The 23222-nt window shown below is 33.0% G+C and carries 17 protein-coding genes; 6 read left to right on the top strand and 11 right to left on the bottom strand.

Going from position 1 to position 23222, the window contains the following annotated elements:
- Window positions 1–221: 221 nt before the first annotated feature.
- The 3 genes from OF897_RS12350 to OF897_RS12340 all read right to left on the bottom strand — a co-directional run bounded on the left by OF897_RS12350 (window position 222) and on the right by OF897_RS12340 (window position 3230).
- The gene (locus OF897_RS12350) at window positions 222–515 is read right to left on the bottom strand and encodes a helix-turn-helix domain-containing protein (protein WP_267265996.1); all 294 of its coding nucleotides are present in this window, start codon (window positions 513–515) and stop codon (window positions 222–224) included.
- 127 nt (window positions 516–642) lie between these two features.
- Window positions 643–1434 carry an RteC domain-containing protein gene (locus tag OF897_RS12345; RefSeq protein WP_267265987.1) on the bottom strand — a complete coding sequence of 264 codons (792 nt, stop codon included), beginning with the start codon at window positions 1432–1434 and terminating at the stop codon, window positions 643–645.
- Between the two features lie 122 nt (window positions 1435–1556).
- Window positions 1557–3230: a helix-turn-helix domain-containing protein gene (locus tag OF897_RS12340; RefSeq protein WP_267265986.1), complete on the bottom strand. Its 1674-nt coding sequence runs from the start codon at window positions 3228–3230 to the stop codon at window positions 1557–1559.
- 299 nt (window positions 3231–3529) lie between these two features.
- Between OF897_RS12340 and OF897_RS12335 the strand changes: the two genes are divergently transcribed.
- The 3 genes from OF897_RS12335 (at window position 3530) to OF897_RS12325 (ending at window position 5736) form a co-directional block, all read left to right on the top strand.
- The gene (locus tag OF897_RS12335; protein WP_267265985.1) at window positions 3530–3745 is read left to right on the top strand and encodes a hypothetical protein; all 216 of its coding nucleotides are present in this window, start codon (window positions 3530–3532) and stop codon (window positions 3743–3745) included.
- Between the two features lie 179 nt (window positions 3746–3924).
- Entirely contained in the window at window positions 3925–5430 is a 1506-nt protein-coding gene (locus OF897_RS12330; RefSeq protein ID WP_267265984.1) for a MauE/DoxX family redox-associated membrane protein, read from the top strand.
- Window positions 5431–5466: 36 nt separating this feature from the next.
- A complete protein-coding gene (locus OF897_RS12325; RefSeq protein WP_267265983.1) occupies window positions 5467–5736 on the top strand; it encodes a DUF6520 family protein in 270 nt (89 codons plus the stop codon).
- A gap of 59 nt (window positions 5737–5795) precedes the next feature.
- On the opposite strand, the gene OF897_RS12320 is transcribed toward OF897_RS12325, so the two are convergent.
- Genes OF897_RS12320 through OF897_RS12310 form a run of 3 tightly spaced genes read right to left on the bottom strand, consistent with a single transcriptional unit; the run spans window position 5796 to window position 12685 of the window.
- Window positions 5796–8282 (bottom strand): alpha/beta hydrolase family protein, encoded by a 2487-nt coding sequence (locus OF897_RS12320; protein ID WP_267265982.1) that lies wholly within the window; start codon window positions 8280–8282, stop codon window positions 5796–5798.
- Window positions 8272–9651, bottom strand: a complete 1380-nt coding sequence (locus OF897_RS12315) for a RagB/SusD family nutrient uptake outer membrane protein (protein ID WP_267265981.1) — start codon at window positions 9649–9651, stop codon at window positions 8272–8274. Before OF897_RS12315 ends, OF897_RS12320 begins: the two co-directional genes overlap by 11 nt.
- Window positions 9652–9655: 4 nt before the next feature.
- Window positions 9656–12685, bottom strand: a complete 3030-nt coding sequence (locus OF897_RS12310; RefSeq protein WP_267265980.1) for a SusC/RagA family TonB-linked outer membrane protein — start codon at window positions 12683–12685, stop codon at window positions 9656–9658.
- Window positions 12686–13342: 657 nt separating this feature from the next.
- Between OF897_RS12310 and OF897_RS12305 the strand changes: the two genes are divergently transcribed.
- The 3 genes from OF897_RS12305 to OF897_RS12295 all read left to right on the top strand — a co-directional run bounded on the left by OF897_RS12305 (window position 13343) and on the right by OF897_RS12295 (window position 14603).
- Window positions 13343–13600 carry an XRE family transcriptional regulator gene (locus OF897_RS12305; RefSeq protein ID WP_267265979.1) on the top strand — a complete coding sequence of 86 codons (258 nt, stop codon included), beginning with the start codon at window positions 13343–13345 and terminating at the stop codon, window positions 13598–13600.
- An 80-nt stretch (window positions 13601–13680) separates the two neighbouring features.
- A complete protein-coding gene (locus tag OF897_RS12300; RefSeq protein ID WP_267265978.1) occupies window positions 13681–14298 on the top strand; it encodes a hypothetical protein in 618 nt (205 codons plus the stop codon).
- A 131-nt stretch (window positions 14299–14429) separates the two neighbouring features.
- On the top strand, window positions 14430–14603 hold the full coding sequence (locus OF897_RS12295; RefSeq protein WP_267265977.1) for a DUF3606 domain-containing protein: 174 nt from the start codon (window positions 14430–14432) through the stop codon (window positions 14601–14603).
- Window positions 14604–14669: 66 nt separating this feature from the next.
- Here the strand turns inward: OF897_RS12295 and OF897_RS12290 are convergent, their stop codons facing one another.
- Genes OF897_RS12290 through OF897_RS12270 form a run of 5 tightly spaced genes read right to left on the bottom strand, consistent with a single transcriptional unit; the run spans window position 14670 to window position 23158 of the window.
- Window positions 14670–15365, bottom strand: a complete 696-nt coding sequence (locus OF897_RS12290; protein ID WP_267265976.1) for a M48 family metallopeptidase — start codon at window positions 15363–15365, stop codon at window positions 14670–14672.
- The gene (locus OF897_RS12285) at window positions 15366–18410 is read right to left on the bottom strand and encodes a type I restriction endonuclease subunit R (protein WP_267265975.1); all 3045 of its coding nucleotides are present in this window, start codon (window positions 18408–18410) and stop codon (window positions 15366–15368) included. It abuts the gene before it with no gap.
- Window positions 18403–20970, bottom strand: a complete 2568-nt coding sequence (locus OF897_RS12280; RefSeq protein ID WP_267265974.1) for a GmrSD restriction endonuclease domain-containing protein — start codon at window positions 20968–20970, stop codon at window positions 18403–18405. Before OF897_RS12280 ends, OF897_RS12285 begins: the two co-directional genes overlap by 8 nt.
- Window positions 20957–22777, bottom strand: a complete 1821-nt coding sequence (locus OF897_RS12275) for a DUF262 domain-containing protein (RefSeq protein ID WP_267265973.1) — start codon at window positions 22775–22777, stop codon at window positions 20957–20959. Before OF897_RS12275 ends, OF897_RS12280 begins: the two co-directional genes overlap by 14 nt.
- Before the next feature lie 33 nt (window positions 22778–22810).
- Window positions 22811–23158, bottom strand: coding sequence for a hypothetical protein (locus OF897_RS12270; RefSeq protein ID WP_267265972.1), 348 nt, complete (start codon window positions 23156–23158; stop codon window positions 22811–22813).
- Window positions 23159–23222 lie beyond the last annotated feature (64 nt).

The following is a 23222-nucleotide window of genomic DNA, read 5'->3' as shown; positions in this document are numbered from 1 at the left end:
GACTTTCAGCAGATAAAAATAAAATCTCTCTATTTTACGAGGTTTATCAATATGATAGAAATAAAATCCAGAATAACAGATATTTTCATGATATGAGAAAAATAATCGGTGGAAGTTACCCTAGTAAAACGACATTGCATCTGAGGCAAAAAAAAACTATAGGTTCATTGTAAACTGATGTAATAGTAGAAGCTATTTCTACTATTTGCCATCTTAATAACTTATCTTCTCCGAGCCCCACTAAAACTATCCCTGATCAACTGATGTACATCAGACAATTTATAGTACAACTTACCGCTGATGGTATAATAGGGTAATTTTTTGTCAGATCTATAACGCTGTAATGACCTTGAACTAATCTTAAGCAATTGCAATACATCCTGATTATCAAGCAGTTGCTCTCCATCAATACTGTTTAATTCATTTTCATTTTCCTTCAATTTTTCACTCAGGATGTCAAATCTTGTCATGATCCTTTCCATCCACGATATAAATTCTGCTCTGTCAATATTCATAATACTTTGTTTAATGGTTGTCACAAAGTTTTTAAAATAGGATGAGAATCTTTCGTTAGTTTTTCGTACTACCGAAAGATTTTTTTCATATTGCAAGATTTACATATAGAGGTACATCATTAGGATATCATTCTTCCTCCAAATTTCTATCGAGATTTTGAGTGAGTAAATGAAGAAATTTTGTTTTCTCATTTTTGCGATTTTTTATTTCAGATATCGTTTTATAGAAGTTACCAAGGTCAATGTTCCAACTTTTCTCTATGGATTTTACAATTTCACTGAGTTCAATATTTCCGCCGTTAAATGAATGAGTAAGATAAAGCGAATAAAGCAGTTCAACAAGTGAAGATTTGGAAGCAGTCCAGGTAAGATGATCTTTCTTCATGCTTAAGTTACCTGATATCCGATCATCCAATTCCTCAATTTTTTTGAGGAGAAATACTTCAAGCCGATCATTTGCTAGTATTTGTGATATCAGATGATCATGAGAAGTTCTAAAATTTTCATCGAGATCATACAATGCGGATGTAATTTTGGTTTTGACATCAAATTGATTTCTGACGAAATATTTAAAGTCTAAATATGCTGCTCGTCTTCGGTAATATTCATAAAAATCTCTATTATGCTCGTAAAAATTTTTCAGAGACACAATCTCATAATTGTAGTACTCCTTAAGCACAACTTTACCTGCATTAGGTTTTGCTACCTCTATCGAAAGCAATCTGGTGTGATAAATGAACTGAGAAATAAATAAGGGTTTCAGCTCTTTAAAAAAGTAAACCTCATCCGCCAAACTGGCGAATTTATAACGAATTGCTTTTGATTTCAATTTTCTAACTACCTCATCAATTTCGATCAGAGATCGTTCATACATTGCAATTGGATCTGTTTTATAGCTGAATTCTAATTCTGTTAACACTATTTGAAGATCTAAATAAAGCTTATCACACTCGCTGAAAAACAATTTTGCGTCCATATATCTGAAATATTATCCAAATTAAAAATAAATTTGATAAAAGATCAGCAGGAGGTGAAGAATGTTTAATTTTCCTCGGTATTAAATACATGCTTATGCTGAAGGATAAAGTCGTTAGGAGAAACACCTTTTATTTCTGTAAATATTTTAGAAAAATTAGAACGATTGGTAAAACCACACTCTGAGGCAATTGTTTCAACGGAATAACTGCGCCATAATTTGCTTTCAGCAAGCATTTTCGCTGCATATTCTATTCGTAATTTATTTAAATACGTGTTAAAATTATTTCCTTTAAACTCGTTGATTATTGCTGAAAGATAGGTCGTATTGGTTTTAAACTTTTTTGCCAATTTGTTAAGAGTGAATCCTTTTTCCAAAAAGAAGTGTTGGTCTTCCATTGTTTGTAGTTTGGCTAAGATATCCTGAACAAGCTGTTCAGATAATTTGGGAAAAATTTTCTCTGGTATACTGTCCTCCTCTGTTGGATCTACATTTATCCCGTCAACATTCTCATTCGATTCGTCCAGAGTTAGAAAATCTTTACTTTTTTTTCTTCTGATATAAATTAAACTGCAAATTACAATCATAAAAAACAATACCAGACCCGCCATTATATACCCGTAAAAAATCGAATCTTCCAATTTTTCTTTCGATTCGATAAGGTCTTTGGTATCAAATTCTTTGAAAATTTTCCCTGCAAGATATTTAAAGTCTGATGCAATGATTTTATCAACTTTAAGAAGCTGATTCGTGTAATACAGTTCCTTTTTAATATCGCCGTTTGCATTACTTTTCGCAATCAATATTTCATATGCTGGTCTGACTTCCGGTAACACAAACGCATGATTAACAAAAATTGAATCAATCCGTTGAAAATTTCGGTACGCCTGCTCAGTATTATTGATTTTTAATAAGCTATTCCCTTTGTAGAAATAAACTACCGAAGCCGAAGCAAAATCATTTTTCTTTTCAATACCTGACAGCGCATTTCTAAAACTTGCGATGGCCTCATTATATTTTCCCTGGTGGTACTCTACAATCCCTTTATCTTTAAACAGGTAACTTCTTTCCAAATAGAAATTAAGATCACCTTCCACCTCTGACAGTCCGTTGTTTATCCTTTCAACAGCTTCATCATACCTTTTCAGTTCATTTAAGCTAATAATACTTTGGTGCAAACTGTTAAGATAACCTTTCTTCAAATTGTATTTTACATTTGAGTAAGAAATATGCTGTTTCCCACCATAAAACTGTATACATTTTTCAAAAATTTCCAAAGATTGTACATAGTATCCAAGATATCTTTTTACAACTCCTATGTGATAGAGATTTTTAAAATGAAGGTATTTATCCTCTGAATGCTCCAAAAGTTTCCAAGCCTTGAGATACTCATCCAGTGCAGGTGAAAATTTTTTATAATTGAAATAATATACCGTTCCCTTGGTAAGATATGCGCTTCCTAAAATATCATTATCGTACGTTCTCTTTGCAGAAATAATTGCACTGTCTGCATAAGCGATTTTATCATTTTTAGAAAAGCTGACTGCGTCCTTGTAAGCTTGCGTCAACTCCTTATAATTAGTTTCCTTTTTTGCTTTGGCAATATAGAGATTAAGGAATTTAAATGCCCGCTCATCATTTTCCTCATAGTTATCGTATTGAAGTCTGTAATCAGAGAAACCTTGTCCATTACAAATAAGGCTACAAAAAGTAAAAATAAAGAAAAGAATCTTCAACATATTAAGACTTATTACAGAGAGTGGATGAATAATTTGGTGTATGATTCAAAATTACACAAATTGAATGTAAAGCAAAATATTATACAGAGCTATCAATTGTCAAAGACAATGAGAAACACACAATGTATTAATTTACAAACCATTACAGATCTAATTCAATTGACTTGATTTATAAATTGTCCATGAAAATTTTATAAATCAGGTCAGCATTGGCTTTCAATGACGTCATTTGGCTGCTAAATTCGCTTCAGAATTCTACTACAACCGGCCGGGATTTCAAACCATTAAATCCCAACATTATGAAAGTTCAAAAAATAATTTTAATCATGGTAAGTACAACAATAGGCATTATATCCATCTCCTGTATGGACAGAGATTCTAACATCAACAATGAAGCTGATCTCCCGTTTGAGAATTCCAGCCTTATGCTAAAAAGTGATTCTGCAGGAAGTGAAGAAATTATTGTTCAGGATCCTCCTCCAAAAGACCGTGATAACTGGAGACACAAACCGTAACAATCTTTAGAAACTTTCTATGGCAAAGACCGTTGAATCAGGAAAAATCTGCCCATACAGTGGCATTTGGAAAGTAATGGGAAAATTAACAACAACCGTTCCCATAGCCTCAGGTACGTTCATGCCTGAATACTGCGAAAAAAAAGTACGTTGGATGTTGATCTATGCATGTTAAAGAAATGAAAAATATACTAAAATATCTGCCAAAGGCTGCTGCCTGTTTTTTTATTCTCCTATTTGTTTATGCAGCAATAAGCAAAACATTGGATTTTGAAAATTTTCAGGTTCAGCTTGCACAATCCCCACTGGTAAGCGCTTATGCTGGTTTCATATCTTACAGTGTTATCATTATAGAGCTTATTATTGCCGGTTTACTCCTTAGTGAAAGAACCCGGACGATTGGTCTTTATTTATCACTGGGCATTATGGTTTCCTTTAGCATCTATATTTACTTAATTTTAAATTATAGCGATTTTGTACCCTGTTCGTGCGGTGGAATTTTGGAAAAAATGTCATGGAGCCAGCATTTGATTTTTAACTTATGTTGTGTGATCTTAAGCATCATTTCCTTGTACATCAACAGAGGTCTTCAAAATTACGACAGGAAAACGATCAGTATTACAATTGGCGTAATTTCAATCTTTTCATCTGGAATTGTCATCTTTCTATTCCTAACCTCTGAGCATATCATCAAAAAAGAAAATAACTTTACCCGAAGGTTTCCGCACCATGTTATTAGAGAAGATCTGAGTTATGACTTGAAGGTCAACTCTTACTATTTTGCGGGAGCGGTAGATGACACTGTTTATTTGGGAAATACTACATCACCGTTTTTACTTACAAAGATTGATGAAAAGTTGAGTACGACTAGAACAACGTACATCAATCCTAATAAGAAATTAAAATACAGCGCACCGAAAATCAGTATCAGCGGTCAGTCGTTTTATTTGTCGGATGGCTATGTTCCTGTCATTTTCAAAGGAGGTATTAATGATCCAAAAGGCGATGCACATCAGATCACTTCTGACAGTCCTTTTTTTGACCAAATAAAGATTATTGATTCTTTGACAATGGTTATCAGATCACAAAGCAACATTAATAACGAAAATATTTTGGGCTTAATAAAGCTTAGTTCCCCGGCTGATATCATATTAAAAGATGATGCACTCGATAAACAAACAGACGGTATTTTCGATACGGACGGACAAATTCTGTATGACGGTAGTGAGAAGAGCATCTATTACTTCTACTATTACAAAAATGAGATCTTAAAATTTGATACTGAATTAAACAGGATTGGCAGGGAAAAAACTATTGCTCAAAATACATCTCACACTCCCGAAATCCATACCCTGAAGGATGGTACCAAGAAAATTGGTGTTCCCTCCCTCCCAAGCAATCAAAATATGATAGCCTATAAGGGATTGGTGTTGACACAATCTAATTTGATGGGAAAATTTGAGCAAGCATCGCAATGGCGCAAAAACGATATTATCGACGTCTACGACCTGCGAAAGAATGAATACTGGGGAAGTTTCTACTTACCCAATCCAAAAAAAGAAAAATTACATCAGATGTTGATTCATAAAAGCCACCTGTATGTTTTGATAGGAAAAAAAATTGTGAAGTACCGTATTGCGCAGACGTTACTGGATCAATTTAATCAGGGGAAGCCGAAAACCTGAATTTAGAGTAGGCAACCATCATAAATATTTCACACAATGAAAATTTTAAAAACATCATTGCTGCCGGTAGTCCTTTTATTCATAGGAGCTGGAAGCGCTTTTGCCACTAATTTGGCAAAAGAAGGAAAAAAAGCTCTTGTAGAAGGTTACGTGATCAGAGATGACCAACCACAGCCTTGTCAGGATGCAAACATCGAATGTCAGGAAACAGGATCAGTTATTTGTACTGTTAATTTGGGTATGGGATCAGAACCTGTATTCGAAAAAGCAGGTACTTCTTGCGGGAACAACTTGTATTTTAACTAGTCATTAACCGCTTAACAAGAAGGGATGCATGTTTTGCATCCCTTTATCGTTTAAGATATTTATCGCTCCTTGTACATTTTGTCAATCCAATCGGTAGTTATTCCTTTTAAATGATAATCCATCCAGTCACTGACCCTCGTAAAAATATCAAGTTTTGAAGGGGCTTTCTGAAATCCATGACCTTCATCAGGATAGAACAGAGCAATGACTTTTTTGTCATTTCTTTTTAGACCCAAATAAAATTCCATGGTCTGTTCCCAATAAATATTCTGATCTGTCATGCCTGCCCACAGTAAGATGGGTGCATTTACCTGTTCCGCAAAATAAATCGGACTGTTACGGATGTACAATTCTTTAGCATCTTTAAACGGCTTATTTATTCTATACTGACCATTTTCAAACTGAAAATTAAAGGGTTTTCTAAAATTATAGTTAAAAGAGAAATAAGAACGCATTAAATCGCTGTTTCCTCCGCCTGCTAAATAGGTTTTAAAAAGTCTTGACTGTGTGGCAATGAAGTTTGTTTCATATCCACCGTGTGAAAAACCGATTAATGCCAGCTTATCAAAATCAATAGCAGTATTCGTTCGTAGTGTCTCTACTCCACTTTCAACAGCATCCAGAGCAGACCAGCCTGTTCCTCTGGAATCAAAGATAATATCCGGCAGAAATACAAAATATCCCCTCTTCAGATAGTAACGAATACTAAAAGCATCGGTTGAACCTGCGAAACCGTCCATCAGGAACTGATTTCTTAATTTGCTTTGATTCTCATAAATGTTAACGATCATTGGATATTTCTTCTTCTCATCAAAATCAACCGGATAAATAAGCACCCCATTCAAAGTTTTTCCTTCAGCATTATGATATGAATAGATCTCCGACCGAATCTTTCTTGCAATCGGGTCTGACAAATTACTGTCATAAGTGATCTTAGCGTCTTTTGAAAGATCATACACTCTCAGCTGAGACGGAAGGTTAAGATCTTCAACAGTGTAAGCTAATTGCGACACATCCTTATTCCATTTTACAGAAGTAATCCGTTGCGGTATTTTTCTTTCTACATTTATTATTTTATTACGATATAAAACAGATATTCCTGTAGAATAATTTTGAGGATGTGTCAACTTTATAACAACAGGCTTTTGGAGATTTACTGTAGACTTTTTAAGATGGATATTCCCTCCCAAATTATTTTTATCAGCATTGACTATTTCAGAAATGTAACCGTATTCCGTAGGTAATGATCTCATTTGGTTTGTAGCAATATTATAAATCTTAAGGTGCCCAAGCTCTTCAAATAAAATTGATTTGGAATCCTCAGAAAAAACCGCATCACCAGCCTGTGAACCTGCTATTTCTTTCAATTTCGCATTTTGCAAATCATACAATTCCCAAACGTTCGACTTCCTGGCCAAAAGAAATTGTCCTTTTTGATCTGTAAACATTCTACTACCGATATCTCCAACATGACTATATTTCCTGGTTTTAAGATCATAGGTATAGGCAGCATATGGAATTTGGCCACCGGTATAATCTTCATATTTAAACTCATCAAGACACAGCAGTTTGGGATTATCCCCTAAAGCAAAAAATGCAGTGCATTTATCTGTTTTAAGCTCTACAACCGAGTTTTCAATAAGATCCCATACCACGACTGCCGGTATAACGCTTTTGTCAAAATGTTTTGTCCTTAAATCTTTTGCATTTCCATACCAGATATCTATAAATTCTTTTTTATATTTCTCATTGGGAATCCCAGTTTTAAAAAGAATCTTTTCAGAATCATCAACGAAAAATGTTTCCACCTGATCGACCTGATGTTTCCATGAATCGGATATCGAAATCTTTTTTTTACTTGCCTTATTGACATAAGAAATATCACTCTTGTTATTACCTAAGTCCTCTTTAAAAACTACCCCTTTGTCACTTACATTTAATAGGTAGACGATTTTGTTTGGATTATTATATAAAACCTTATTCTGACGGTTTACATATTCGGTCAAAAGATATGTTCCAGCAGATTCTGAAGTAATTAGGACGCGGTTACCAAAAACTTTAAAATTCTGACCCTTATCAATCTTTTCAAGCACCTTCCCTTTCTCATCAATAATGAGTACAACAGAGTTTTGTGGTGTTTTTTGAAGAAGCACAAAAATCTTTTCATTTTCAAGATATTGCCATTGTGTGATATCCTTCCAAGATTCAGAAGTTTTTGACGATACATCATAACTTATAATTTCGTTTTTCTTCTGATAAAATAAATGATTGTTTGACGTAAAGTAGAAATTGCTTACCGGCCCTTCCTCCCAGATTACCGCATTCCGATGGGTCGCATGAGCGAGAACGAGCGTATCACTATTTTTTTCATAGACCTTTTTAAAAGCCGCATATTTCCCATTCGCCGACCTCTGCTGAAACATAATCTGGTATAGCTTGTTTTTAAAATTTTCCGGTGTTTCATTGACAACTGATTGAGCATTTAACGCATTTAAACCACAGACGACAAATAATAACTCAAAGATTTTTTTAATATTAATAACCATTGTTCTGAGGATTTAGATTGAGATTGAGGATCAGTTCATTCTGCGGCAGTGGCCAAAGATGATGATATGTCTGCCAACTCGGCTTTACCATCGCTAAAGATGGCAATGAATTATTTCTTTTTAGGTCAAAGAAACGAAGTCCCTGTTCTGCAAAAAACTCCCTTCTTTTCTCCTTCAGCAATTCCGTGATAAAGGCTTGCGGTGTTAAAGTATTTGAAAAAGCTGACACCCCTGATCTGTTTCTGATTGCGTTAACTAAGGTAACCGCTTCGGATACTTTATTTTGTTTTGCCAATGCTTCACTTAAAATAAAATACACCTCTTCAATCCTCATTATTACTGAGTACTCGTCATTATTGGTGACAAAATTTTTATACTTATCATTTCTGTAAAAAGTAACGCCTCCTGCAGATAACGGCGTTGTCCACTTCTGCTTCCTAAGATCAGTACTTTCAAACGAACTCATCAGATTTGAAGATAGCGCGTAGGCGATTGGTGGTGCAGAAGAAAAAAAGTAAATTCCTGTTTCAGGAACTGACTGGTTGGCGTTAATCGGTTTTAGCTGCCACACAATATTGGTACTGCTTTTCTTAAAAACTTTGGTCACATCCTGCTGGATGATATATAAAGGACTTGCCAGAATATTCTTGCACACCAATTCAGCCTCACTGTACTTGCCGGCATTCAATAATATATTCGTTTGTACCATCTGTGCCGCCTTTTTATTCAAATAAATCCGTTCCGCATTTCTGTAACTGTCTTCCAGTAAACTGACCGCAAGACTGATATCCTGCTCAAGTTTCATTAACAATTCAGCAGAAGGCAATCTTGAAAGTTTTCTGTTGATCTCATAATCGGTAACGGTGGTATAAGGAACATCTCCAAAGATTCTCTGAAGATTAAAATAAACCATTGTTCTTACCAATATTGCTTCCCCTTTAATTCTTCTTTTATCAGAATCTGAAATTCCCGTCGAGTGATCAATCCCTTCAATGATGGCATTGGCTGTATAAATTTCCTTGTATGCATTATTCCAAACCGATAGGATCACCGAGTTGGTAGGAACCACCTGATTGAGATAGATATTCAGATTATCCATTGAGGAAGGCTGAAAATACGCATCTAAATCATCAGCATACGTTCCCAATAAAGCGCCTACTCCTCTATTCCCTCCCGAAAACATTGAATTAGACTGTAGTTCCAGATATAAATTATTGAGCGCTGCATTCGCAGTATTAACATCGGAAAATACCTGCTGCGTAGAAATCTGATTGATTGGATCTTCCACCTCAATCATTTTTTCACATGAATTCAGTATTGAAAAAGCCATCAGTACTGACATTATATAGGTTGATTGTATTGTATTCATATTATTAAAATTTTACTTGAACTCCAAAAGAATAAGTTTTCAAAGGTGGCAGATAACCGCTCAGTACAAATTCCGGATCCAAACCGAAATAATTGGTGATGGTCAAAAGATTCTGTCCCTGTACAAAAAATGTTGCTTCTTTTACAAAGCTTCCCTGTAAAGGAATGCTGTAATTCAGCTGCACATTTTTCAGTCTGATGAAAGAAGCGTCACTGACCGTTGCCGTGCTGTTTCTCAGATTATTGTTAAGCGTATTTACAACCGCTGTTGTACCGGGGTCATAGGGCATAATAATTCCTCCCGGATTATCAGGAGACCAGACATTGGTAAACGCTTCGGGAATGTTAAGCAGAACTCCCGGATTCGGCATGTTGCGGTAATAATTAAAGTTATTCTGCTTCACAAACTGGAACAAGAACGAAAGGCTCAGATTTTTAAACCTTAGATCATTCTGCCAGCCTCCGAAATATTTTGTTCCCAGATCCCTTACTGCCTGCGCATCATCAGGAGATGTAATTTTACCGTCCTTATTGTAATCGGTAAAAACATACTGCCCTGTAGCCGGATTAATTCCTTCATAATTGTATAGTTTAACAATATTGGTCGGCATACCCACCACGAAGGTATTGGCATAGGTAGAACCTTCCAATCCCGGGAAAGAGATCAATTCACTTTTCGGAAAGCTGATGTTAAAAGAGGTCTGCCATTTCCAATCCGTCGCTTTAATGGGAGAAGCAGTCAGCTGAAATTCCCATCCGCTATTCTCTACCGTTGCATCAAGATTCGCCTGAATTGAAGTAAATCCTGTCGTTCCAGGCAGTGGAATTCCGACCAGCTGATTGGATGAACGATTTCTGTAATAGGCTGAAGTTAAAAAAATACGATCACGCAGAAACCCCAATTCGAGAGCTGCTTCCAGTTTAGTAGTCTTTTCCCAACTGAAATTAGGATTGTAGAGCCTTGACGGATATAAACCTGCGCTGCCATTGTACGGATTATTGCTGATGGTGTAGGTATCAAGATATTGATAATCGCCAATAAAATCACTTCCTGTGGTGCCGATACTTCCTCTCAACTTTCCAAAGCTCAGCCATTTTGCATCCTTTAGAAAATCTTCCTTGGTGAAAAGCCATGCAGCACCCACTGCTCCAAAATCTGCAAATCTGTTATTGACGCCAAATCTGCTGGAACCATCCCGTCTCCCTGTGATATTGACAATATATCTGTTCTTATACTGATAGTTTACCCTTCCGAATATCGATGCATATCGGTATTCATTTCGGATGTCGGCCGGAATATTCTTATTGGTTGCGGCTGCAAGATTTTCAAGAAGTGCATTGCTGGCAAACCCTGTTCCCGTAATAGATGAGCTTTTATTTAAAGTCTGCTGAAAAGAAGTTCCTACTAAAACATTCAGCTCATGATCTCCCCAGGACTTCATCCAGTTCAGCTGAGGTTCCACGATATAGGTAAAAATATCATTTTTACTTCTCGATGAAGAGGAGTCGTTAGAGGTTCTGCCCAGTGAAGGATTAAAGATTGTATTGGGTTTCAGCAAGAACTCCTCCAGCGTCTGGTAGTTGATGCCCGTATTTAATTTCAGTGAAAAGCCAGTAAAAAACTCATAGCCCAGATTCAGATTCTGGTTTAACTGATAAGTTTTATTCTTATAGCTACCATTCAGACTTGCCAACGGATTGGTAAACGTATTGTCTTCCCAATTCAGCTCGCCGGACGGTGTAAACAAAGCAGGCGCAACCGGACTTAAATTCAATGCTAAGTTCGTTAAATCAGACTGCACCACATTATTGGCCAGTGCTGAAAAAGAGTTTGAACTTGTCAGGCTGAACTTTTTATTTTCAGATTCAAAGGTAAAATTGGAATTAAAAAGATTGGTCTTATATCCAAAATCTGCAGGAAACACCGTTGACTGGTCACTGTTTTGTGCACTGATCAGAAAACTGCTTCTTTCTCCACCACCACTTACACTCAACTGCACCGTGCGCTGATCGGCCCAATTCCCTATTAATTCCTTCTGCCAATCGGTATATCGGCTTCGATTCCATTTGCCATTAACATCATAAGCAGTAACGGGATAGGAACTAATCCCTGCATTCGCAAATGCCTGTCTCCGCATACTCAGATATTGATCCCTGTCCATCATCTCCAAACGACGGGCTACTTTGCTCATTCCGTAGGTCGCATTCAGTAAAACGGTAGGATTTCCTCTCTTTCCTTTCTTGGTCGTCACCAAAATAACTCCGTTGGCACCTCGGGAACCATAAATTGCAGTAGCATCGGCATCTTTAAGAATTTCAATACTTTCGATATCATTGGGATTAATATTGTTCAGAGGATTAATGCTTTTAAAAGGAATAACAGTGGCTGAAAAGTTAGCATTCACGGCACTGCCTATTGGCACACCATCAATAACATAAAGTGGCTGATTCCCATCAGATCCGCTGTTCTGCAAGGTTCGTAAACTGTTGCGACCACGAATCTGAATATCATAGCCACCACCGGCAACCCCTGAGTTCTGCGTAATATTCACCCCCGTCATCCTACCCTGTACAGCAGAAAGCACATTATTAACCGGCTGATTTCCGATATCCTTGGCTGAAACCTTAGAAATACTTCCTGTTCTCTCCCTATCCTTAACCTTGTAATACCCTGCATTAAGAACCACCTCCTCTATTGCCTTCTCATTCTCATTCCCATTTCCTTTACCCAATGATACATCAATAGTTACTCTATCTCCTAAAGAAACTTTTCGTTCAGGATAATCAGGATGCTTAAAGACAAGGACAGGATTCTCTCCTGATACCTGAACCCTATAAATACCAGAACTATTGGTAGTAGCAACCGTATCACTGCCCTCCTGAAATATACTTACCCCTGAAATCGGTTTATTATTAGTATTATCTGTAACAGTGCCTGTGATCACACGCATCTGCCCTATTGCTACGCCGGAGGCGAGCAAGGTGAAGCCAAAAGCCAATTGGATATGACTCAGGCTGCAAAAGTTTTTTTTCATACTTTTGAAAAGATTTAATTCGTTAAATTTTAGGCTCTCTTCTGCACTGCGTACATTCCACAATACTTATAGTGCTAAGAGGGCTTTCTTGTTTCTATGGTTAGTTATTCTTTATACTCTCTGTTTCTTAAAATTCAGTTTTATTTTTAGCATAGACATAGTGTACCGCGATGATGCTTGGGAGGAAGTCTCATTAAAGACATAACAAAACCTCCTGCCCCAGCACATCTTAAAAAATTAATATGAATGAAATTTGTGTCCCGTGTAAGCTTTAAAGCCGCAATGAGTTGTACACCCCATTGTATCGTACAGTCTGATACTATTTGGAAAAAGCGGCTTAGGTTTGTAGAGAAAAGCGGACAACATTGGAATAAAACGGCGTGGAACTCTACTTACCGGATTGCGGCACTGGTATACCTGACAACGATAAGAGAGCCCACGCCTAGGTCGTGAGCATCTTGCTTATCATCTCGTTGTCTAAAAATTACCAGTTTTCAATCCGAGAATCTAAGCGAATGCTTCTAATATTTCTTTGAAGTATCGCAAAATTACTTTAATAAGTAATTTGTTCCAAATATAACAAAAATTCTTTTCATTACCGAATTCGGTAATGAAAAATATTATAATAAATGTGAAATTGCAGTAAACAATGCAATTATGAGTGAATTTAAAACTAATGAAATCAAAAAATTAGTTGCTGAAAAAATTAAAGAAATCAAAGGTGATACACCTTATTCTAAAATTGCGGAAAAGTGTAATGTTACTGCTGCAAGGATTAGCGATGTATCTAATAATAAGATAGATTGTCAGTTAAGCACTTTCCTTGAAATAGCAACTGGCTTACGTATTCATCCTAAAGAGCTATTTGACATAGTTTTTGATTTTAAAGTATATTATTCAGAATTAGATAAGTAAATCCTGACAATAGTTAGGATTTGTTATTTTCGAATTTTAAATCAAAAAAATTGACATTGAATTTATCAATTGTATAGAGAATGAACCGCTTAATTGAAATTTATAAATCTTTATCTTTTCTTTTCACGCAAATAAAATTAACAATTCTTTGTATTGAGGAATGTATAAAAAATCATTCAGAATTAAGTAAAATTAAATTTGATGAAAATTTTTATAATCGGCCTGGATTTTCAATGTCTTCAAGAGCAATTTTATCAAATCATTGTTTAATACAATTTAAATCATTTTTAGATGAATATAAAAACTTTAATGAAAGTAATTTCGATGAAAAATATTCTGAATCAATTCGGCGAGTACGGAAGCTAAATCAGTACGGAATTAAACGAATTAATAAATGGAAAGATTTAGAAAAATTCAGAAATGATATTCTCGCACATAATTTTAAAGCAAATAAAAAATCATTTTTTAATAATCCGAACAATGAGATTTATGAATATTTAATTCCAGACTCTCTAAATGAAAAAAAAGTTTGTTTAATGATTATGCAAAAAATATGTTTAAATATAATGAATGAATTCCCTGAAGTTATAACACATTCGAATATAATTCATTACAATATAGGTATGAATCTAAAAATAAACTTCGACAATAAATTAGATTTAGAAGAGGAAACTAGATTAATAAATGAAAATATGTAAGAACTTATAGAATCACTGACAAAATTTAAATCCTGACAATATTGGGATTTTTTTTGTTTTTTACGGAAACCCGTAATTGTACGATGATAAACCTTTTTATCTTTACTATTATTAATCAAAAAAATTATATTATGAGTGATGATTTAACCAAAAAACCAGAAGATGCAACCAAAGTAAATGTGAATGAAAGCTGGGAACTAGACTACTGGTCTAAAGAACTTGGCGTTACGAAAGAACGTTTGAAAGAAGCTGTAAAGGCTGTCGGAACTTCTGCTGATGCAGTCGAGAAGTATCTTAGAAAATAAATATGATACATATTTTCGAAATAAATCCTGACGAGAGTTGGGATTTATTTAATCTTCAGCTACAAGTTAAATAGGCAAATCATTCAATTCTTTTTTCCTTAATTGCCAGTTAGGAAAATATTTATTCATTAATATTACAAAATTCTTATTATGATTACGTTCTTTTAAATGGACTAATTCATGAACAACAATATACTCAATACAATCTTTAGGCTTTTTAGCTAGTTCAATATTAAACCATAATGTTTTAGCTGTATCATTACAACTTCCCCATTTCGTTTTTACTCTTCTGATTCCAAAACCTTTAGGACAGACATTCATTTTCGCCTTATAAAATTCTATTTTATCAAATAGGAATTGGCGCAATTGCTTTCTATACCATTGATATAACTTATCTTTAACAAATTCTCTATCACTTCCTTCTGGTACAGTAACTTCAATTTTACTGTGGAGAAGAACAACTTCAGACTTTTTATTAGATTCTATTATTTTTAATAAATAACGTTTTCCAAAAAAATAATGACTTTCGTCGTTTATATAAAGATATTCAGGTTCTCTTTTTTGAGATGTTATTTTTTTCTTCTCTCGACGTATCCAACCTAACTTTGTACTAATATAAACTCTTAAATGTTCGACACTAATATTCTCAGGAGAAGACAAAGTAACTTTTCCATAAGGGGGGTGTACTCTCAAATGAATATTCTTTATGTTTTTAAAAGAAAGCTCAACTTCAATATCGTTAAATTTTAGCACGTCTGACATTTAATAATCAAGTTTATTATTTTCAACAATCGTATATATTTCTACTGTTTTTTCTTCATCATTTAAAACTTCATAAATAGCTTCCTTGATCTCATTTTGTTTTTGAATATTCTCTCTAAAACCTTCTTTCTTAGATTTCTGAATAGCTAGCTCGCAGGCTATTGTTAATTCTTCATTTTTACTCAAATAATTATAAATAGCTCCCATTCCTATAGTTTTAATAGATAAAGGAATATTATCATTTTTTCCCGTTTTTACCTTTTTAATTAAATCGGATGCCTTTTCAAGATATTCTCGATATTGTAATACTCCTTTCTTTCTCTGTTCAATCAATGCAGAAAGTAAATGAGACATTTTTTCAAAATATTTAGGATCTAAAAGATGTTTTTCAACGATTTTTGAGCTTATACTATTTTCTATAACCTCAGCAACAGCTTCTGGACTACTACGAATACTTTCAGGCAACATCTCAATTGTATTGAAAATATCTGATTCCATTAAATCTAACAAGGAAATATCTTCAAATGGAGAAATTACTTGTGATTCGCTTGCCTGAATGTAATTGTCTATTAAATGTCGCATATCTGCTTCGTAAGCTTTTAAATCTAAGGTTTCTCCACTTGCTATGCGAATAATTTCTCTTAGTTTTAAATAGAAATAAAGTCGTTCCTCAAAATGAATTATCTCGTTTTTTGTATAGCCAGCTAATTCTAATTCTGCTTTTATATTAGTATACGCTCTTAAGTAAGAAACAATAGCTTTGTACAAAGCAACTCTTTTATATTCATTTGCTTTCAAGTCTGATGGAATTTCTGTATTTCCACAGAAGTAATGGATATACTCTAAATCTGTTCTATGAATTTCAACAGGTTCACAGAGAGCTTCTAATTCTTCTAATGTATTTTCAATACGTTCACGCGCCATGTTAAGACGATCTTTTAGCTGGATATCAACTTCTTCTTTAGTAAAACTTTCTATATCTAACTCGGAAGTATATACATCAATCGCATCTGTTACTTTTCCAAATAGCTCCATATAGTCTATGATATATCCAAAATCTTTGTCATCAGTATCTAATCGGTTAGTTCTACAAATTGCTTGAAATAAAGTGTGATCCTGCATTTTTTTATCTATGTAAATATATGAACATGGAGGAGCATCAAAACCTGTCAATAATTTAGAAACTACTATTAATAGCTTCATCCTTGCTGGCTGTTTTATGAATAAATCTTTATTACTATCTTCATAGGTCTCTGTTTTGGTTTTACCTGATAGTGGAACAACATCTGCTAATAATCTTTCGTAAACCTTATAAATGTATTCTTTATCCGTTTCTGTATATTCACCTGTATCTTCAGTTGTGATATCTTTGGTCTGGGGATTATAAGAGGTTATTATTGCACTTTTACTTTTGAAAGGGGTATTTTGAAACAGTTCATAATATTTGCAAGCTTCATATATACTGGAAGCGACTAAAATTGCATTTCCTTTTTCAGAAGCCAACCGTGCCTTTACACTAAAATCAAATAAAATATCCGAAACAATTTTATCCATTCGTGAACGAGAACTTAATACATTTTGCATCGTACCCCATCGTTTTTTTAATTCCGATTTTTGAAAATCATTCAAGCCTTTTGTTTTAGCTTCAAACCATGCATCCACTTTTTCCTGCGAAGAAAGATTTTGCTCTATATTCCTCCCTTCATAAACCAAATCTTTTACTACTCCATCATACACAGCTTCATTGAATTTATAGGTATGAATATATCTTCCGAAAATATCCATAGTGGTTTGTTTATCTTTTTTCAGCAGTGGAGTGCCTGTAAACCCAATAAAAGTAGCTTCTTGCAGAATTACTTTCATCGTCTCATTTAATTTACCACTCTGAGTACGATGACATTCATCTACAAATACAAAAACATTTCCTTGTACTGGTAATGGATTATTGTTAATTTCTGCTATAAATGTTTTATAGTCTGTCTCACCTTTATTACCAAACTTATGAATAAGGGAAGCAATTAAACGAGGTTTAGGTTGTGTTAAAAATTGCATTAATTCATTTCCTGAACGAGTACGGGCAACCTGTTCACCCATATTCTCGAAATTATCACCAATTTGTTTATCCAGCTCTGTTCGATCTGTCAATAATACTACACGGGAATTAGTAATATTCTCCAAAATCCATTTTGCCAGAATGATCATTAAGATACTTTTACCCGAACCCTGTGTATGCCAAATAATTCCTCCTTCATTTTGAAGTAGAAATTGTTGAGATTCCTTCAATGCAAAATACTGATGTGGACGAGGTAATTTTTTTACTCCTGCATCAAATATCACTGTGTTATAGATAATATCTAAAAAACGTTCTTTGTTACACAATTTTTTAAGATACTTATCTAACTTATATCCTTCATTGTCTTCTTCATCTTCTTTCCAAGACAAATAATATTTTTCAGAAGTTTCGATAGTACCATACTTTAATCCTTGTGTATTGTTGCCTGCAAGAATAAATTGAACAGTAGTAAAAAAGTTTTCATTAAATTTCTCCTTTTGATTAGAAATATTCTGCCGGATACTTTCCGAAATATCAACTATTCCACGTTTTAATTCTAAAACACCTAATGCTATTCCATTTACATATAATACTATATCAGGTCTACGAACTTTATTGCCTCTAAGTGTGACTTCTTCTGCAATTCCAAAATCATTATTATCCCATTTCTCCCAATCTATTAAATTAATGGTTTGATTATGCTCTCCTATATTTTCTTTAGCTTTTACACCATAACGAAGCAATGAGTAAAAGTTCTTATTACGCTCATAAATGTTTCCAGCATTGGTTTGAGCTAATTGTAGCGTTTCTTGAACTGCTTTTTTAACCAAAGATTCAGAATATCCTTGTTTTAGCAAAAAAGATTTCAGATAGGTTTCTTCGATATTGTTATTTTGCTCTCGCTCTTCCCAGTTACCATAATAGGTATAACCTAACTCTTTAAAAAGCTGTACAATTCGATTTTGGGTAATTCGTTCTATTGGATTAATCATGGTTTAAAGTTTTAAGCTCTGTACATAACTTTTTTAATTCATTTTCTAATTTTTTATACGGAACAGTTTTTAAATATTGCCCATCTTTTTCATCTAATACAAATCCAAGTTTTTCCAAATTAATATCCGTTTTTCGACTTTCTATTTCATCTACTTTGTGATAAAAACATAATTGATATTCATCCTCTTCTTTAGAATACTTTATTTCCAATTTATACTCTTTTTCCTGGACATTAAATCCTTCTAAATAACATCCTGCATGACCTGCTGTATTCTTGTCTTCAAAATACCAAAATTTCGAGAATGGGAAAAACTTCTCTGGAGCTATCCTGTTTTCATCTGTGGAATTTTTATTTCTATTATCCAAGAAAAAACAATAGGTTCTCAATTCACTATGATAAGCGGTAATAGGAAACCCCTTTAATAAACGAATGTCGTTAGCTGAGTTCCATCTTATAGCACTTTCTTTGCAATAATTAATTGCTTGCGGATATTTAAGAAACAAGTATTTCCAATCCGATTGTTTTAGATTTTTTGTTTTTAGATAATTTTTAATATAATCAGATAATAATTCCGGTGTTATTTTTTTATCTTCTAATTTATCGATTGAATCTTTTAAAATATTGATTTTATTGCCTTTAAAAAACAATCTCCAATTTTCATTTTTTGTTCTTAAACCTCCTAAAGAACCAGTACAAAAAATATGGTTTGACTTATATTCTGGCAAATAATCATCTTGACAAAAAAGAAAGCGTTCTAATACTTTTTCGGAATTTAGCCTAATTTCTTCTCCATATAATTTTGAAACCGCATTACAATATTTTTTGAAATTTTCTAAAACATAGTTACCTGATCCATCTTTTGAAAAATCTAAGATAAAGTTTATTTGTCCAAAAAGATAAGGGTGGTTTTCTATTCCGAAAATTGATTCTTCCCATTTATATTCTTGTAACAAATTTAATTTTATTTTTTCTTCGTCAAATTGTGTATTTTCAAAGAAAACATTTCCAACATTATTGTCTAGTATAGCTTCGCCAATATTAAATTTATACGCTTCAAGATTGTTAATTTGCTTTAGAGCACTATTAAAATTTTCCGGACTTTGAATATAAGTATTGTATATAGTATTCCTTGTATAACGTAACCATACTTTCAAGCTTTCGATTGAATATTGTACATTTTCTCTATCGTTGATGAAAACTAAAAATGAATAATAAAAAACTGTATTCCATAAAGATGGAGTAAACAAATTTGATTTTAAGAAAAAGTCTGTTATTTGATTTTCTACAAAAGGGTTACAAATTATTTTTTCAAGATTTAATTTATCAAAATTTTCTTTCTCTTCTAAATATATGAGCGATTCGAAAGTCCTCTCTATAAATTTAAGTACATCTATGTTGAAAATAAAAAATGACTTTTCATCTTCGTCTTTTCCCCACTTGATAAGATAATTTTCTAAAGGAATGTATGTTATTTTTTTGCTATCATATATTTCCGTATTTCTAATTTGTCCATATAAATCTTTAACCTTTTCGAAAGGAATCTCATTGTTGCTTGCTAAACAATACATCAATGCCAAATTTTTGATATAGTTATAATAGAAATTGTCTAAAGCGTTGAAATCAACATCTATATTTCTCCAAAAATAATTTAACCAATCTGTATCTAGTTTTTTCCAAAAAGACTGAAGCCATTCTTGTTGTTCTTGGTCTGTATTATCTTTATATTTTTCCTGTAACCAAGATTTGAAATGCTCATAATCTGATAATTGTTTTCCACGAGAATTCATCTTCACATACAATTCATCAGTTTGATTTAAAGAATCTAAATCCATAAAATCAAATTTGAAAGGAAGGTTTTCAATAGAAATATTGTTAAAATCAAAATCAGACTTAAATTCTTTTTCAATAGAAAAGAGCATCTCCAAAATTCCGCTTACAGTTGCATCCTTATTCCATTTTTTAAGAAAGAAACTTGAGTTAGAAATTAATTCTTTAATACTTGTTTCTGTATTTTTCTTTTGTTTTTTTCTAAGTTCTTTAATATTCTCAGTATCTTTTAGCTCATTACAAAAAGCTAATGCAGATTTTCTATTGCTATATTTAAAGTGGTTTAACCATCTTAAATTATTTGATTCTGCACCTTTATAATACAAATACCAACAAAGAACATACAATGTTGTAAGCCTTTGTTGTCCATCTAAAGGAACAAACTTTAGAATTCCTTGATCAGTTTTTTCGGATTCAGTCTCTTCGACCTCAGCTTTTATTTTTAACTCTAAATTATTTGCATAAAATTTAACAGCTTCCAAAATAGAGTTGACCGCTTCTCGATTTAATACTTTACGTCTGGCACTTTCCTTACCTTCTATTTTACCATAGACAAAACCTAAATGAACTTCTTTATCTTCAGTAATTGCTTTCACAAGGTCAGTTACAAATCGTTTTCTAATAGAATTTACTTTTTTTGTAGTTCTTCCTTGCGCATATTCTCTTTGTATTATTGGAACTTCAATAATATGCTCGTCAATAATTTCATGAAAAGATTTAGTTTCTCTCATCTTGCTCAGGTGTAAGAAATTTAGAAATTGTATTTTGTACAAACTTGAGATAGGATTCTCTATCTGTTAAGCTCCAATAATCAATTTGATAAAATTCGGATTTTGTAGATTTCTTTGAAAATACATATTCCGTTCCCATTGGTATATATGTATCTGGTTTTATTTCAATTTCATCATCTAATTTTAGAATAATATTCCTTTTTCTTCTAAAAGGCTTTTTACCCACTTTAATATTAGTGGATTGGTCTAAAAGACATAAATTATTAAAGTCATCAACACTAAAAAACTCCGCAACCTTATCATTTATTTCTTTTGCTTTTTGCTTTATAACCCCCTTTTTGCTTTCATAAATCAATTGTGCTAACTCATCAAGTAATACCTTAATAATATTTTTATTTTCGAGAGTTACTTCTTCATCTGTAGATGCTTTAATCAATGTATCGATTTCTCGATGAAAAGTTTTGAATTCTTCAAAAGTATCCAAACCATCATCATTTTTTGCAAGAATATGTTCTATATTCCAGTTTTTAGTTTCGTAGAATCTGTAAAATGGAAAAAAAGTTTCAGTATCATCAATTTCAGTAAGTGCAATATTGAATAAAAAAAGCATCTTGAAAACAGTGATATCATTATATTTAATTAATTCAAGATTAAATTTTTCGGTGAGAAATTCATTACCCAACAATTTTCGCAATTCATTTCTGAATTTTACTTTGGTACTCGATTCTTGAGCTTTTTCCAGAATTGTGGAAATGTTGAAGTTCGTCAGATGGATAATGGCACCTATCAAATGATATGAAGTACGGTCAAAAAACCATTCTTCTAAACCATTGTACAGTTGGGTAATTTTACTCCAGTTCGGTTTATTTTTTTCTTCTGAGTTCTTAAAGGAATTTTCAAATTTTCTATAATTATAAAATTTATCTTCACTTTTCCCAAAGCCGTTATGCAGTTGAAAGACCAAATTAATTTTGTTGGCTATATTCTCATCATTTTTATTACTGGTAATAAATTGCCAAAATTTATCGTCTCCCATTTGATGCTCAATGAGATTCCAATCATCAGCAAATTGATTTTCTTCGTATTGTCTTTGAACAGCATTGGGTGTTTTAGCGATATCCAAAACAAACAGAGCCTTAATTAACTCTGCTTGCTCAAGTTCTATTTTCCCTTCATTAAAATTGATGAATTTTTCAATTATTTTTTCATCACTTGTAGTTTCATTTTCGACATACCAAATTACTTTTGTATTCTTAAGCAATTTATGTTTGAAGACTTCTTTTTCTTCCTCATCAAACTGCTCAAACCAGTTATGGATAACTACATAATTCTTATAAAAATAGAAGTTATCTACATTATCTATTTCAGAGTTATTTAAAATGATATTTTCTTTCCAATGTCTAAATATTAAGCTATCTATGATATTAAAATTATCAAGGTCTTTTTTGAAAGTGAACTCAGGAAAAGACAGCTCAGGAATATTTACAATAAACGAGTTTATACCACTCTCTTCAGTATTTCTAGTTGTATATCGAAGACGATAACTTTTTGATTTGAAAAACATCAGGATTAGAGAAATTGTAGTAGCTCTTTGTTGACCATCAATTAATTCATAAGTATTATCATCAATTTTTCTAACGACTAAAGGCTGTAAACAATAGAAAGATTGAAATTTAAGGGTAAATTCATCAATATCCGTAAGAAGACTATAGACTTGGTCTGTGTCCCATCTATAACCTCTTTGGTAAGCATCAATTATAAAACTGAAGTCTAATAATTCTTCAATATTTTTAAGATTTTCATTCATGTTTTGTTTTTCAGGTTATTAGAATTTTGTTAGTTACTTAAATAGTTCATCTTTTCCTTTTAAATAATATGACTTATATCCACCATCAATAATTTCATTTAACCAAACTTCTTTAACAATTGGAAACGAATTATAATAGAACATCATTCCTGAATACCAACTATCCCAAATCTCGTGAGAAATTCTTTTTCTTTTATACCAATAATACTGTTCTGAACAAAGATTGAAATAATCCATTAAAACATCATACAATGTTTTATTAATATCGCTAGATTTAATCTCTTTTAATTGACTCAAATTTTCGACAGTATCAAGTTTACTAAGGTCATTATTTAATTTATCATACCTTTCATTAAACTCTTTAAAGAGTTCTTTCTCCATTTTTTGATGAGTAATCTTCAGATTATTTCGATTAAACCACCAAGTGATAAACAATGTAAAAATT

Origin of the sequence: Chryseobacterium formosum (genome assembly GCF_026460885.1) — a bacterium.
GTDB lineage: Bacteria > Bacteroidota > Bacteroidia > Flavobacteriales > Weeksellaceae > Chryseobacterium > Chryseobacterium formosus.
Note: the sequence above shows the minus strand (reverse complement) of the source record. Positions and strands in the feature narration are given on the sequence as shown.

Coding starts and splice junctions, on each gene's coding strand:
- OF897_RS12350 (WP_267265996.1), bottom strand. CDS start 515: ATGAATATTGACAGAGCAGAATTTATATCGTGGATGGAAAGGATCATG.
- OF897_RS12340 (WP_267265986.1), bottom strand. CDS start 3,230: ATGTTGAAGATTCTTTTCTTTATTTTTACTTTTTGTAGCCTTATTTGT.
- OF897_RS12335 (WP_267265985.1), top strand. CDS start 3,530: ATGAAAGTTCAAAAAATAATTTTAATCATGGTAAGTACAACAATAGGC.
- OF897_RS12330 (WP_267265984.1), top strand. CDS start 3,925: ATGAAAAATATACTAAAATATCTGCCAAAGGCTGCTGCCTGTTTTTTT.
- OF897_RS12325 (WP_267265983.1), top strand. CDS start 5,467: ATGAAAATTTTAAAAACATCATTGCTGCCGGTAGTCCTTTTATTCATA.
- OF897_RS12320 (WP_267265982.1), bottom strand. CDS start 8,282: ATGGTTATTAATATTAAAAAAATCTTTGAGTTATTATTTGTCGTCTGT.
- OF897_RS12315 (WP_267265981.1), bottom strand. CDS start 9,651: ATGAATACAATACAATCAACCTATATAATGTCAGTACTGATGGCTTTT.
- OF897_RS12310 (WP_267265980.1), bottom strand. CDS start 12,685: ATGAAAAAAAACTTTTGCAGCCTGAGTCATATCCAATTGGCTTTTGGC.
- OF897_RS12305 (WP_267265979.1), top strand. CDS start 13,343: ATGAGTGAATTTAAAACTAATGAAATCAAAAAATTAGTTGCTGAAAAA.
- OF897_RS12300 (WP_267265978.1), top strand. CDS start 13,681: ATGAACCGCTTAATTGAAATTTATAAATCTTTATCTTTTCTTTTCACG.
- OF897_RS12295 (WP_267265977.1), top strand. CDS start 14,430: ATGAGTGATGATTTAACCAAAAAACCAGAAGATGCAACCAAAGTAAAT.
- OF897_RS12290 (WP_267265976.1), bottom strand. CDS start 15,365: ATGTCAGACGTGCTAAAATTTAACGATATTGAAGTTGAGCTTTCTTTT.
- OF897_RS12285 (WP_267265975.1), bottom strand. CDS start 18,410: ATGATTAATCCAATAGAACGAATTACCCAAAATCGAATTGTACAGCTT.
- OF897_RS12280 (WP_267265974.1), bottom strand. CDS start 20,970: ATGAGAGAAACTAAATCTTTTCATGAAATTATTGACGAGCATATTATT.
- OF897_RS12275 (WP_267265973.1), bottom strand. CDS start 22,777: ATGAATGAAAATCTTAAAAATATTGAAGAATTATTAGACTTCAGTTTT.
- OF897_RS12270 (WP_267265972.1), bottom strand. CDS start 23,158: ATGGAGAAAGAACTCTTTAAAGAGTTTAATGAAAGGTATGATAAATTA.